Raw genomic sequence first — 12,956 nt, forward strand, 5'->3', positions numbered from 1 at the left:
TGCGTTGTTCAAGCCATATGTTGAGCCCCGTCGCGCCTACCCTCGACAACTCGGACCGCGCCAAGCGGCGAGGGCCGCGAGCTTCTGGAGGCAGAAAGTGGAAGCCGGGCAGGACAGTGCGGCCATCGAGGTCGGCGGTCTGTGGAAGATCTTCGGGCCGCGGGCGGACCGTGTCCTGAATGGCCCTGACAAGGACCTCGACCCCTCCGAACTTCGCCGGAAGACCGGTTGCACCGCCGCCGTCAGAGATGTCACTTTCACCGTGCGACCAGGCGAGATGTTCGTCGTGATGGGCCTGTCGGGAAGCGGTAAGTCCACTCTCGTGCGCTGCCTCACCAGGCTCGTCGAGCCGACGGCAGGGCAGATCAGCATCGGCGGCGAAGATGTGCGCGCCGCCTCTCCCGCGAGGCTGCGCGAACTGCGCCGTCACCGCGTCAGCATGGTCTTCCAGCACTTCGGCCTGCTCCCGCACCGCAAGGTGATCGACAACGTGGCCTACGGCCTGGAGATCCAGGGCGTCCCCCGCCGGGACCGCCACGCCAGGGCCGGCGAGATCCTCTCCCTCGTCGGGCTGGACGGCTACGCCGACGCCTATCCCGACCAGCTCTCGGGCGGCATGCAGCAGCGCGTGGGCCTGGCCAGGGCGCTGGCGGTCGAGCCGCAGGTGATGCTGTTCGACGAGCCGTTCAGCGCGCTCGACCCGCTGATCCGCAGGGACATGCAGACCGAGGTCGTCCGGCTGCACCGCGAGGTGGGCAAGACCATGGTCTTCATCACCCACGACCTGTCGGAGGCGCTCAAGCTCGGCGAGCGCATCGCGATCATGCGGGCGGGCGCCATCGTGCAGCTCGGCACGCCCGAGGAGGTGGTGGGCGCGCCCGCCGACGACTACGTGGCCGACTTCGTGCGTGACGTGCCCCGCAGCCACGTGCTGTCGCTGCGCTGGATCTCCAGGGAGCCCGAGCCCGACGAGCGGCTCGACGGGCCCGTGCTGCCGGCCGCCACCGTCATCAGGGACGCCGTCCCCGCCGTGACCGGCTCGGGCCGGCCCATCCGCGTGATGGACGGCGACCGGCTGGTCGGCGTGGTCGATCGCGTGGACATCCTGTCGGCCATGGGCGAGGCGCCGTCCGCCCGCGTGCCGGAGGCCAGGTCGTGAGCGGCGCCGTCGCGACCCTCGAGACCCCGGCGCTGCGCCGTCCGCCGCGATGGCTCGTCCCCGTGGCCGTCGGCGTCGTCCTCCTGGCCGGCTACCTCACGATGCGCGGCACCGCCACGCTCCCTCACGACGACGAGGCCGCTCCCTTCCTGGCCGTCAACCAGGCGCGCGACTGGGTCGACTCCAACAGGAACGACAACCCGCTCTTCCTGTACGGCGTCAACTACGTCCGCATCTATCTCGGCGAGCTCTACGCCGCCTTCGAGACCGTCCTGTTCGCGCTCGGCTGGCCCGGGCTCGTCGGCGTACTGGGCGCTCTCGGCTGGCTCGCCGGCGGATGGCGGCTGGCGCTGCTCGGCGTGGGCGGGTTCGCCGCCCTCGGAGTGCTCGGGGTGTGGGAGGCGAGCGTCCGCACCCTCGCCCTGGTCCTCACCTCGGTGCTGGTGGCCCTGGCCGTCGGCCTGCCGCTGGGGGTGCGGGCGGGCCGCTCGGCGCGGGTGCGCAGGGCGCTGACCCCGGTGCTGGACGTCATGCAGATCATGCCGACGTTCGCCTACCTGACGCCGATGGTGCTCTTCTTCGGCATCGGCCCCTCCTCCGCGACCGTCGCCACGCTCATCTACGCGATGCCGGTGGCGATCAGGATCACCGCGCTGGCCGTCGAGCGGGTCTCGCCCACCGCGATCGAGGCGTCGGCCTCCCTGGGGGCGACCCGGTGGCAGACGCTGCGCAAGGTGCAGCTGCCGATGGCCCGCGAGACCATCGCGCTGGCGATCAACCAGGCCATCATGATGGCGCTGTCGATGGTCGTGATCGCCGCCCTCATCTCGGCCCCAGGGCTGGGCTCCGACATCATCAGGGGGCTGTCCAGGGCGAACGTCGGCTTCATGCTTCCCGCGGGCATCGCCATCGTCGTCATGGCGATCGTCCTGGACCGGCTGACCATGGCCGCCGCGAAACGCGAGAGGACGGCGCAGGCCGCCCCCTCGGGCCCGCGCCGCTACGCCGTCGCGGGCGCGATCGCCGTCGCGGGGGCGGTGGCGGCCACGCTGCTGCCCGCGCGCTTCCCCGACGCGTGGATCCTGCGCATCGGCCCTCCCGTGACCGAGGCGGTGAACTGGGCGAAGTTCAGCTGGTACGACGTCACCACGGCCATCAGGAACGTGACCTCCGACCTCCTGCTCAACCCGCTGCAGGACGTGCTGACCTCCACGCCGTGGTGGCTGGTGGCGGCGGCCGTCCTGGCGCTGGCCTGGTGGGCCAGCGGGCCGAGGCCCGCGCTGACCGCGCTGGCCTGCCTGCTGGGTCTGGCACTGCTCGGCCTGTGGGAGCACAGCATGGCCACGCTGACCACCGTGCTGGTCGCCGTCACCGTCACCCTAATGCTCGGCCTGCTGCTCGGCGTGGCGGCCGCGCGCTCGCGCGGCTTCTCCGCCGTCCAGCGCCCCCTGCTGGACGCCGCGCAGACGATGCCCTCGATCGTCTACCTGCTGCCCGCCCTCGCGCTGTTCGGCGCGACCAGGTTCACCGCCATCTTCGCCTCGGTCATCTACGCGGTGCCGCCGGTGGTGCGCCTGGTCGAGGACGGCATCCGCGGCGTCTCCCCCACGACCGTCGAGGCCGCGCTGTCGGCGGGCTCGACCGGCGGCCAGCTGCTGTGGAAGGTGCAGCTGCCCATGGCCAGAGGCGCCATCCTGCTCGCCGCCAACCAGGGCATCGTGATGACGCTCGCCATGGTCGTGGTGGGCGGCATGGTCGGGGCGGGCGGGCTCGGCTACGACGTCGTCACCGGTTTCTCCCAGCACTCCGAGTTCGGCATGGGCTTCGTCGCCGGAGTCGGCACGGTGCTGCTGGGCATCATGCTCGACCGCATCACGCAGGGCGCCGACAGGCGCTCCTCCCCCCAAGTAAGAGGATGAACACCGCATGAAGATTCGCCTCATGGCCGGGGTCGTCGCCCTTGGCCTGGCCGTCGCGGGTTGCGGCGGCGGCGCCAGAGTCGACACCGGCGCCACAGCGACAGCCGCCGCCCAGCCCAGCGGCTCGGGCAGCGCCGCGCCGGCGGGAACCGTCAACATCGCCATCAATCCGTGGGTCGGCTACGAGGCCACAGCCGCCGTCATCGCCCACCTGCTGACGAACGAGCTCGGCTACACGGTGCAGAAGAAGGAGCTCAAGGAGGAGGTCGCCTGGGCCGGTTTCGAGACCGGCGAGGTCGACGTCATCGTCGAGAACTGGGGCCACGACGATCTCAAGAAGAAGTACTTCGAGGAGAAGAAGGTCGCCCTCTCCGCCGGCTCGACGGGCAACAAGGGCATCATCGGCTGGTACGTCCCGCAGTGGATGGCCGACAAGTACCCCGACATCACCGACTACAAGAACCTCAACAAGTACGCCGACCTGTTCAAGACCTCGGAGTCGGGCGGCAAGGGCCAGCTCCTCGACGGCGACCCCTCCTACGTCACCAACGACGAAGCCCTGGTCAAGAACCTGAAGCTGGACTTCAAGGTCGTCACGGGCGGCAGCGAGGCCGCGCTGCTCGAGTCCGCGGTGCAGGCCCAGGAGCAGCAGAAGCCGCTGCTGTTCTACTTCTGGACCCCGCACTGGCTCTTCGACAAGGTCAAGCTGGCCAGGGTGAACCTGCCGCCGTACACCGCCGGCTGTGACGCCGACCCGAAGAAGGTCGCCTGCGACTACGGCGAGCTCGATCTCGACAAGATCGTGAGCAAGAAGTTCGCCGACACCGGCGGCAAGGCCTACGAGCTGGTCAAGAACTTCAGCTGGACCAACGAGGACCAGAACGCGGTCGCCAACGACATCCAGAACAACGGCATGTCCGCCGAGGACGCCGCCAAGAAGTGGGTGGAGGCCAACCAGGCCAAGTGGCAGGCATGGCTTCCCAAGTAAGGCTCCGAAGCAGGGCTCTGGCGGGGGCGCTGGCCCTCGCCCTGATCCTCACCGGCTGTACGGCCGAGGCGCCCCAGCAGCCCAGGCAGACGGGCACCGTACGGCTGGCCGTCAACCCGTGGGTCGGCTACGAGGCCAGCGCCGCCGTCCTGGCCTACCTGCTTGAGCACGAGCTCGGCTATCGCGTGCAGACCAAGAAGCTGGCGGAGGACGAGTCCTGGAAGGGCTTCGAGAGCGGCGAGGTCGACGTCATCGTCGAGAACTGGGGCCGCGAGCAGGAGAAGAAGGAGTTCATCCAGGACAAGAAGGTCGCGGTCTCCGCCGGGCTGAACGGCAACAAGGGCATCATCGGCTGGTACGTGCCCCAGTGGATGGCCGAGGAGTATCCGGACATCACCGACTGGCGCAACCTCAACAAGTACGCCGAGCTGTTCAGGACCGCCAAGTCCGGGGACAAGGGACAGGTGCTCGACGGCGACCCGTCGTTCGTCACCTCCGACGAGGCCCTGGTCAGGAACCTGAAGCTCGACTACAGGGTCGTCTACGCCGGCAGCGAGAACGCCCTGATCAGCGCGGCGAGGAACGCCACGAGGAACAGGCGGCCGCTGCTGATGTACTTCTACGAGCCGCAGTGGCTGTTCACCCAGGTCAAGCTGGTCAAGATCAACCTTCCCCCCTACGCCATCGGCTGCGACGCCGTACCGGCGAAGGTGGCCTGCGACTACCCGCCCTACCTGCTCGACAAGATCGTCAGCAGGAGGTTCGCCGACACCGGCGGCAGGGCCTATGAGCTGGTGCGCAACTTCACCTGGACCAACGAGCACCAGAACGCGGTGGCCAGCGACATGGCCGACGGCGGCATGTCGGCGCAGGCGGCCGCCAAGAAGTGGGTCGAGGCGAACAAGATCGTGTGGAAGGACTGGCTGCCCAAGTGACGCGGGCGCGCACACGTCACCGGCGGCGGCGTGTGCGCGCCCGCGAGACCCCGAGCCCCCTGTACACGCGCAGTTCCGCCATCGGCGAGAGAGCGGGCTCCGTACGGTGTACCGTACAGATGTGACCGTGGAGTACACCGGCAAGGGCGACCCCGCGCGCAGCCTCGCGCTGCTGTGGCGCACCAGCGAGAGGCCCAGCCGCAAGGGCAAGCCCGAGCTGAGCGTCGACCGCATCGTGCGCGCCGCCATCGAGGTCGCCGACGCCGAAGGGCTCGGCGCGCTGTCCATGCGCAGGGTCGCCGAGAAGCTCGGCGTCGGCACCATGTCGCTCTACACCTACGTGCCGGGCAAGCCCGAACTGCTCGACGTCATGCTCGACACCGTCTACGGCGAGACCGCCAGGCCCGAGGACGTCCCCGGCGGCTGGCGCGGGCGCCTGGAGCAGATCGCCCGCGAGAACTGGGCCCTGTACCTGCGTCATCCCTGGCTGCTGCAGGTCGCCACCAGCCGACCCGTGCTCGGCCCGCACACCACGGCCAAGTACGAGTACGAGCTGCGGGCCATCGACGGCATCGGCCTGAGCGACGTCGAGATGGACTCCGTCATCACGCTGGTCACCGGATTCGTCCACGGCGCGGCGAGGGGGGCCGTGGAGGCACTCGAGGCGGAGAAGCACACGGGGATGACCGACGAGCAGTGGTGGGCCGCCCACGCCCCCTTCCTGCACCGCATCTCCGACGTCTCACGCTTCCCCGTCGCCTCGCGCGTGGGGGAGGCCGCCGCCGAGGTGTACGGCTCGGCGCACAGCCCCGATCACACCTTCGAGTTCGGTCTCCAGCGCCTGCTCGACGGCATCTCCCTGCTGGTCGACAGCCGCTGACCGCCGCTTCTCGGGGGCGCCGCACGCGAAAGGGGGAGGACCCGTGGGCCCTCCCCCTTTCGCTGACGGCTAGGCAGGGGTCCCGTAGGAGGCCCTGACCCTGACCACGTGCTCGACGAGCGAGATCAGCGTGGCCTTGACCGACTCCCTGTTGCGGGCGTCGGTCCTGACGATCGGGATGTGCGGCGCCAGGGCGAGCGCCTCACGGACCTCGTTCTCCGCGTGCGGGAACTGACCGTCCCACCCGTTGACGCCCACGACGAAGGGCAGCTTGGCCTCTTCGAAGTAGTCGATCGCGGGGAAGGAGTCGGCCAGCCGCCGCGTGTCGAGCAGCACCACGGCGCCGATGGCGCCGCGCACCAGGTCGTCCCACATGAACCAGAACCGGTGCTGGCCCGGCGTGCCGAACAGGTACAGGATCAGATCCCTGTCCAGCGACAGCCGGCCGAAGTCCATGGCCACGGTCGTCGTCTGCTTGTTCGGGGTCAGGCCGAGGTCGTCGATGCCCGCGGAGGCGTCGGTCATGACCGCTTCCGTGGTCAACGGGAGGATCTCCGACACCGCACCCACGAACGTCGTCTTGCCGACGCCGAACCCGCCCGCGACGACGATCTTCGTCGAGGTGAGCCCGCCTTCAACGGGCAACGTGCTCATCAGACCGCCATCCCAGGTTCGTGACCGCTGACGCAGGCGATAGCGGTCGATTTCGCACGTTTCCCATTGACGCTAGAGCCTGCGAAGTCCACTGAGTACCCTTTCGAGCATGTTCATGTCTGGCTGTCCCTGGTTGAGGCGCGGCTGGTGCAGGCGAACGAGTCCTTCGTCGGCCATGTCGGCGACGACGACCCTGGCCACGCCGAGAGGAACCCGCAGCAAGGCGGAGATCTCCGCGACCGACCGGAACGACCTGCACAGCGTCATGATGGCCTCCTGCTCGGGCGTGAGCAGGGCCATCTCGTCATCCGGGATCGACATCGAGGAGATCAGCGTCTCCATCGCCATGTGGTAGCGGGGTTCCGACCGGCCGCCGGTGACTGCGTACGGACGGAACAGAGGCTCGTCGTCCCCCGTCCCGTCACTCCCGTACACCATCACATCACCGGGTCCTGGCAGCCTGGAGCTCCGCGCGAAGAGCCGGGGTGAGCGCCTGTCCGGCACGGTCCACCAGCAGTGTCATCTGGTAGGCCACCAGACCCATGTCACAGTCGGGCGAGGCCAGGACGGTCAGCACGGACCCGTCGCTGATCGCCATGACCAGCAGCAGACCGCGCTGCATCTCCACGACCGTCTGGGTCACGGGCCCGCCCTCGAAGACGCGCGAGGCGCCCACGGTGAGGCTCAGCAGACCCGCCGAGACCGCCGCCAGCTGGTCGGCCCTGTCCGGCGGGAAGCCCTCGGAGCTGGCCAGGCACAGACCGTCGGCGGACACGACGACGGCGTGGGCCACCCCCGGGGTGTTCCTGACGAAGTCAGTGATCAGCCAGTCGAACCTGTGGGCCTCATGGCTCAAGGTCGTCACACTTCCTCCTTCGTCGGAAGCGTGACGAACGTGCTGTGACTATCTGTTCGCTCGCGACGCTCGCTCACGCCTTGTCCTCCTTATCCAGCCCGTTAGGGGCGGACTCGTCATTCAGTTCCGCGCGACCCCTTCGGACGCCCTGCTGGAAGCTGGACATCCGGTTTCTGACCCGATCCGCCGAGACCGGCGGCATCGGGGTCATCTGCTGGGGCGGCTGGCCCGCCGTACCGGGGACCAGGTTCGCCTTGGGGGTGCGCTTGGGGAGCCCGGCGGCGGTGATCCCGCCGAGGCTGGGGTCACTGGCCGCGGCCGCCGCCTGCCACCCTGCGTCGGCGGGGGTCCTCCACAGGTCACCCTCAGAGGGTACGGCCTGCGCGGGCGCCTGCGCCTCGGGCATGTGGTACTTCGGCTCCTTGCGGGCCTGAGGGGAGGAGGCCGCGGGTCCGGCGCTCTCCTCGGGCCTGCGGAACCAGGCGGACTCCACCGAGGCGAAGATCGGCAGGAACTCCTCCTGCTCCTGCTCCAGCGGCGAGTTGTCCACCGCGGGCATGGAGGGGGCGTTGCTCTCCCACGGCGCGAACCGCTCCACCGACGGGTAGGACGGCGCCGACATCGGGGGCGGCGGCGTCGGGAAGGCGCCGGTGTCCCCGCCGCGCGGCGGCGGCGTCGGGAAGGCGCCGCTGTCACCCGCGCGCGACGGCGGCCCGAAGACCCCGGGCTGCTCGCCGCGGGGCGGCGTCCCGAAGGCCTCAGGACGGCCCTGCGCGCCGAAGGAGCCGGTGTCGCCCGAGCGGGGCGGCGTCCCGAACGCCCCGGTGTCACCCGAGCGGGGCGCGCGGCGCGGCAGCCCGTTGTCGGCACTGGGGAAGGAGTGCTGGCCCGGCTGCTCCAGGCTGGGGAAGGACGGGTGCGAGCCGCCTGGATGCGGCGCCGTCTGGTCCAGGTTCGGCATCGCGCTCAGGTCGATGCTCGGGAACGACGGGTGCGGCCCGCCCTGCTGGGGCGGCTGGCGGAAGAAGCCGCTGTCGCCGCCGGTGTCGGCGGTGAAGGCGCCGAGCCCCTGCCGCGGCGGCTGGGTGCCCCATCCGGTCGAGTCGAAGGAGTCGAACGCGGCGAACGCGCCGTTCTGGGCGGGCGCCCCGAAGGCGGGAGCGGGGCTGGAGCCGCCGAAGGCGGGCCGCTGCGGAGGCGGCGGCTGGCTGGCGTCGGGCAGGAGCGGCGGCGGCAGGAGCACCATGGCGATGAGGCCGCTGCCCTCACCCTTGCGCAGCTGCACCCGGATGCCGTGGCGCAGGGCCAGGCGGCCGACCACGAACAGGCCCATGCGGCGCGACACCGACACGTCCACGACCGGCGGCTCGGCCAGACGCCTGTTGGCCTCGGCGAGCTCGTCGTCGGTCATGCTGATGCCCTGGTCGCTCACCGACAGCAGCGCTCCGCCGCCCTCGATGATGCTGCTGGAGACGACGACCTGGCTGTTCTTGGGCGAGAACTGGATAGCGTTCTCGACCAGCTCGGCGACCAGGTGGACCAGGTCGTTGGCGGCGCTGCCGATCACCGAGGTGGCGCGGTGCACCTTGACCTGCACCCGCTCGTAGTCCTCGACCTCCGACAGGGCGGCGCGCACGACGTCGACCAGCTTGGCCGGCTGGCTGCGCCTGCGCGCGGGCTCGTGGCCCGCCAGGACCAGGAGGTTCTCGGAGTTGCGGCGCATGCGGGTGGCCAGGTGGTCGAGGCTGAACAGGTCGGCCAGGCGGCTGCCGTCCTGCTCGCCCTTCTCCAGGCCGTCGATCAGCGAGATCTGCCGCTCGACCAGCGTCTGCGTGCGGCGGGAGAGGTTGACGAACATCGCGCTGATGTTGCTGCGCAGCTCCGACTCCTCCGCGGCGAGCCGTACGGCCTGGCGGTGGACCTCGTCGAAGGCCTGCGCCACCTCACCGATCTCGTCCTTGCCGTCGACGTCGATGGGCTCGATCTCCGGCGCCGTGGCGTTGCCCGAGACGCGCAGGTTGCGCACCACGTCGGGCAGCCTGAATCCGGCGATCTCCAGCGCCTCGCTGCGCAGCCGGCGCAGCGGGGTGACCATCGAGCGGGCAATGAGCACGGTGAAGACCAGCACCAGCAGGAGCAGGCCGACGATGGCGGCGCCGACGAGCAGCGCGGTGCGCAGTTCGGCGCTCTGCAGCTCCTGCGCCCGCGTGGTCACGGCCTGGGCCAGGCCAGGGCTCTTGGGGTCGGTGTTCGACTCGGCCTTCTCCAGGACCGCGATGGCCTTGGCGTTGTCCTCGAACCACTCGTTGGGGTCGGCCAGCAGGTTCCTGGCCTGGAAGGCGGGTCCGTCGTTGGTCAGGCGGATGGCGCGGGCCTTGGACAGCTCGGCCCTGACGACGTCGCTGTCGTTCTTCATGCCCGCCATGAGCTTGGTGCTCCTGGTGACGCCCGCGTCCGCGGTGAAGCTGTTGAGCAGCTGCCACTGCTGGGCGCCCGCGGCGATGAAGTCGGTGACCCGCTGGGCGTCCACCTTGGAGGAGCCGTAGTACGACTCCAGCAGCATGATCCGCTGCCTGGAGATCTCCTCCTTGGCCTTCACCAGCACCGTCAGGGCGCGGAAGTCACCGAGGATCTGCGGGTCGTTGTTGAGGAGGCTCAGCTCCTCGTGCACGCGGACCAGCTGCTCGACCAGGTAGCGGTAGGCGGCCGAGTCGGGCCTGGCGCGCTGCTGCGCCCTGATGCCCGGCAGCGACTTGAGCTGCGCGGCGGCCAGCTTGGCCGCCTGCTCGACACGGGGGCCGTAGCTGGCGTCCATCGCGGCGAGGTCGGCCGTGACGACCTTGACCTGCTTGTCGACGACGTCCTTGCTGTCCTCGTAAGGCTTCTTGAGTTGCCTGCGCTGCTTCGTGGCGTAGAACCAGCCGCCGGTGTCACGCTCCATACCGAGTGACTGGATGAGATCGCGTAGATGGGTGGCCTGCTCGGCCACGACCACCGTGCGCTCGTACTCGCCGATGCTGTCGACCGAGGCCACCACGCGGGCACCGCCGAGAACGACGCCGGCGATCGTGGGCACCAGGATCAGCGCGGTGAGACGGGATCTCACGCGCCAGTTACGCAGCCCCATTCGTGGCAGCGACCGCTTTCCGCGGTCCCGCCTGGCGGCACGTCCGCCTTCGGTATTCCCCGTCGTCACAGCCGTCGTTACCCCTCAAGCATCCTGCTTGGCAACAGGAATCAGAAAAGACCCATAATTTCGACCCACAACGTATCCGCAGCAACTCTCGTACCAGGCAAAACGGACACAATCGTTACAAATGTGACCGCAGACTGTGTGCCGTTGGTTATCGCAGCGCGGCGAGCACGTGATCGCGGACTTGAGTCCGCTGCGCGTCGTCGCTGAGGGGGCGTCCGGCGCGGTCCACCACGTAGAAGACGTCAACCGCCTCCGCGCCGAGAGTCTCTACGCGAGCGGCTTTCACGTCAAGCCCACATTCACCAAATGATCTGCCGATCCGCCACAAAAGGCCCGGTCGGTCGTGGGCCCGGACCTCCACAACGGTGGCCGTCGCGGACTCCTCCTCCAGGAGGGTCACCCTGGGCGGGGCGACGGGCACCCGCGCCGGCCGCACAGATCGGGTACGGCGGGCCAGGCGCTGCTCGATGTCGAGCCGTCCGGCCAGGACCAGCCGCAGGTCAGCCTCGAGAGTGGCGGGGTCGGGCGGCGTGCCGTACTCGGGGACGACGGAGAACTCGATCACGGCGGTGGAGCTCGCGGAGGCGGCCGAGGCCGACCTGACGACCATGCGGTGCGCGGCCAGCACACCGGCCGCTCGCCACAGCAGTCCTGGGCGATCCGGAGCGACGACTGTGACGTTGGTCCCATTGACCCGGATCGCCCCTCCGCCGTGCCTGGCGAGGACGGCCTGGGCGGGCGAGAGGCTCGGGGGCGGGGGCAGCGGCGAGCCCGACAGCGCCCTGCGCACCCTGCGCACGAGATCGGCGACGAGCGAGGCCTTCCACGAGTTCCACGCGGCCGGTCCCGTCGCGTGGCCGTCGGCGACGGCGAGCGCGGCGAGCAGCTCGAGCACCTCGCGCGAGCCGACGGCGCCCGCGACCTTCTCGATCGTCACAGGGTCGTCCAGATCGCGCCTGGTCGCCGTCTCGGGCAGCAGCAGATGGTGACGGACCACCGTGGCCAGCACCTCGACGTCCTGCGACGACAGACCCAGGCGCAGGCCGATGTCACGCACGACGACCTCGCCCGTCGCCGAGTGGTCGCCGGGCCAGCCCTTGCCGATGTCGTGCAGCAGCGCGCCGATCAGCAGCAGATCGGGGCGGGAGACCTCGCGGGTGTAGGAGGCGGCGTTGGCGGCGGCCTCGATGAGATGCCTGTCGACGGTGAAGCGGTGGATCGGGTTGCGCTGGGGGCGGTGCCGTACGCGCTCCCAGTCGGGCAGCAACCTGACGAGGATGCCCGCCTGGTCCAGCTCCTCCCACACGGGGACGGCGGCGCGCCCCGCGCCCAGCAGCGCCACCAGCGCGTCACGGGCCTCGTCAGGCCACGGGACCGGCATCGGCGGCGACTGACTGGCCAGCATCGACACGGTGGCGGGGGCCAGCGGCAGCCCGGACTCGGCGGCGGCGGCCGCGGCCCGCAGCACGAGCACGGGGTCGGTGCGGGGGTTGACGCCGCGGGCCAGGACCACCTCGCCCGCGTGCTCGACCACGCCGTCGGCCAGCGGGCGGCGGCCGCGCGGCACGGGCCCTGACAGCAGTCTGTCAACGGTGCGCCAGGTGGCGTCGAAGGCGTGGGAGATCGTCCTGCCCGCCTCCGCGAGCCTGCGCATGAGGGCCTCGGCGTCCAGCAGGCCGAGGGTGCCCGCCACCGCGTCCTGCTCCTGCAGGACCAGGCGGTCAGCGCCGCGGGCGGTGACGACGTGCAGCGCGTGGCGCACGTCGAGGATGAGCTCGTAGGCCTCGCGGACGCGCGGCCCGGGGGCGGAGGCCACCCACGCGGCGGCCACCGCCTGCATGGCCTGGACGTCGCGCAGCCCTCCGCGGCCGTCCTTGAGATCGGGTTCGAGCAGGAAGGCCAGCTCGCCGGTGCTCTCCGCCCGTTTGTCGGCGGCCTCGCGCAGCTCGGCCAGCCTGCGGCGGGAGTCGGCGCGCCATTCGGCCAGCACCGCCTCGCGGGCCCTCCGTGTCAGCTCGGGATCCCCCGCGACGTGCCTGGCCTGGATGAGGCTGAGCACCGCCTTGAGGTCCTCGCGCGCGACCTTCACGGCCTCGTCCACCGTGCGGACCGAGTGGTCGAGGCCGACGCCGGAGTCCCAGATCGGATACCAGATCCGGTCGGCGATCCTGGCGATGTCCTCGCCGCCGTCGTGCAGCAGCACCAGGTCGAGGTCACTGCCGGGGGCCAGCTCGCCCCTGCCGAGGGAGCCGACGGCGACGAGGGCCACGCCCTCGCCGCCCGGACTCGCCGTGCGAAGGAGGTCCTTCAGCCATCGGTCGGTGTCCGCGACCCGCTCCTTGCGGGGCCGAGGCGAACGAACGAGCGTC

General features: G+C 70.4%; 10 protein-coding genes. 5 read left to right on the forward strand and 5 right to left on the reverse strand.

The features are described 5' to 3' along the window. The first annotated feature begins 97 nt into the window (after positions 1–97). The 5 genes from FHR33_RS17745 (at position 98) to FHR33_RS17765 (ending at position 5,881) form a co-directional block, all read left to right on the forward strand. On the forward strand, positions 98–1,159 hold the full coding sequence (locus tag FHR33_RS17745; RefSeq protein WP_183648796.1) for a quaternary amine ABC transporter ATP-binding protein: 1,062 nt from the start codon (positions 98–100) through the stop codon (positions 1,157–1,159). Then, positions 1,156–3,078, forward strand: a complete 1,923-nt coding sequence (locus FHR33_RS17750; RefSeq protein ID WP_312895593.1) for an ABC transporter permease — start codon at positions 1,156–1,158, stop codon at positions 3,076–3,078. The genes FHR33_RS17745 and FHR33_RS17750 overlap by 4 nt, the downstream gene beginning before the upstream one ends. Positions 3,079–3,085: 7 nt before the next feature. Beyond that, entirely contained in the window at positions 3,086–4,066 is a 981-nt protein-coding gene (locus FHR33_RS17755) for an ABC transporter substrate-binding protein (RefSeq protein ID WP_183648798.1), read from the forward strand. Further along, a complete protein-coding gene (locus FHR33_RS17760; RefSeq protein ID WP_183648801.1) occupies positions 4,051–5,001 on the forward strand; it encodes an ABC transporter substrate-binding protein in 951 nt (316 codons plus the stop codon). The genes FHR33_RS17755 and FHR33_RS17760 overlap by 16 nt, the downstream gene beginning before the upstream one ends. 121 nt (positions 5,002–5,122) lie before the next feature. Next, a complete protein-coding gene (locus tag FHR33_RS17765; protein ID WP_183648804.1) occupies positions 5,123–5,881 on the forward strand; it encodes a TetR/AcrR family transcriptional regulator C-terminal domain-containing protein in 759 nt (252 codons plus the stop codon). A 69-nt stretch (positions 5,882–5,950) separates the two neighbouring features. On the opposite strand, the gene FHR33_RS17770 is transcribed toward FHR33_RS17765, so the two are convergent. From FHR33_RS17770 to FHR33_RS17790, 5 genes are all read right to left on the reverse strand, one after another. Then, positions 5,951–6,535: a GTP-binding protein gene (locus tag FHR33_RS17770; protein WP_183648808.1), complete on the reverse strand. Its 585-nt coding sequence runs from the start codon at positions 6,533–6,535 to the stop codon at positions 5,951–5,953. 72 nt (positions 6,536–6,607) lie between these two features. Further along, positions 6,608–6,973: a DUF742 domain-containing protein gene (locus FHR33_RS17775; protein ID WP_183648811.1), complete on the reverse strand. Its 366-nt coding sequence runs from the start codon at positions 6,971–6,973 to the stop codon at positions 6,608–6,610. A gap of 4 nt (positions 6,974–6,977) precedes the next feature. Then, positions 6,978–7,400, reverse strand: a complete 423-nt coding sequence (locus FHR33_RS17780) for a roadblock/LC7 domain-containing protein (RefSeq protein ID WP_183648813.1) — start codon at positions 7,398–7,400, stop codon at positions 6,978–6,980. Between the two features lie 64 nt (positions 7,401–7,464). Continuing rightward, positions 7,465–10,497, reverse strand: a complete 3,033-nt coding sequence (locus FHR33_RS17785; RefSeq protein ID WP_183648815.1) for a sensor histidine kinase — start codon at positions 10,495–10,497, stop codon at positions 7,465–7,467. Positions 10,498–10,735: 238 nt separating this feature from the next. Continuing rightward, positions 10,736–12,898 carry a [protein-PII] uridylyltransferase gene (locus tag FHR33_RS17790; protein WP_221241894.1) on the reverse strand — a complete coding sequence of 721 codons (2,163 nt, stop codon included), beginning with the start codon at positions 12,896–12,898 and terminating at the stop codon, positions 10,736–10,738. Positions 12,899–12,956 lie beyond the last annotated feature (58 nt).

This window comes from Nonomuraea dietziae, from assembly GCF_014195505.1.
GTDB classification, from domain to species: domain Bacteria; phylum Actinomycetota; class Actinomycetes; order Streptosporangiales; family Streptosporangiaceae; genus Nonomuraea; species Nonomuraea roseola.

Excerpts from the sequence above, each read along its gene's own strand:
- FHR33_RS17755 (WP_183648798.1), top strand. The coding sequence starts at position 3,086 with ATGAAGATTCGCCTCATGGCCGGGGTCGTCGCCCTTGGCCTGGCCGTC.
- FHR33_RS17760 (WP_183648801.1), top strand. The coding sequence starts at position 4,051 with ATGGCTTCCCAAGTAAGGCTCCGAAGCAGGGCTCTGGCGGGGGCGCTG.
- FHR33_RS17770 (WP_183648808.1), bottom strand. The coding sequence starts at position 6,535 with ATGAGCACGTTGCCCGTTGAAGGCGGGCTCACCTCGACGAAGATCGTC.
- FHR33_RS17775 (WP_183648811.1), bottom strand. The coding sequence starts at position 6,973 with ATGGTGTACGGGAGTGACGGGACGGGGGACGACGAGCCTCTGTTCCGT.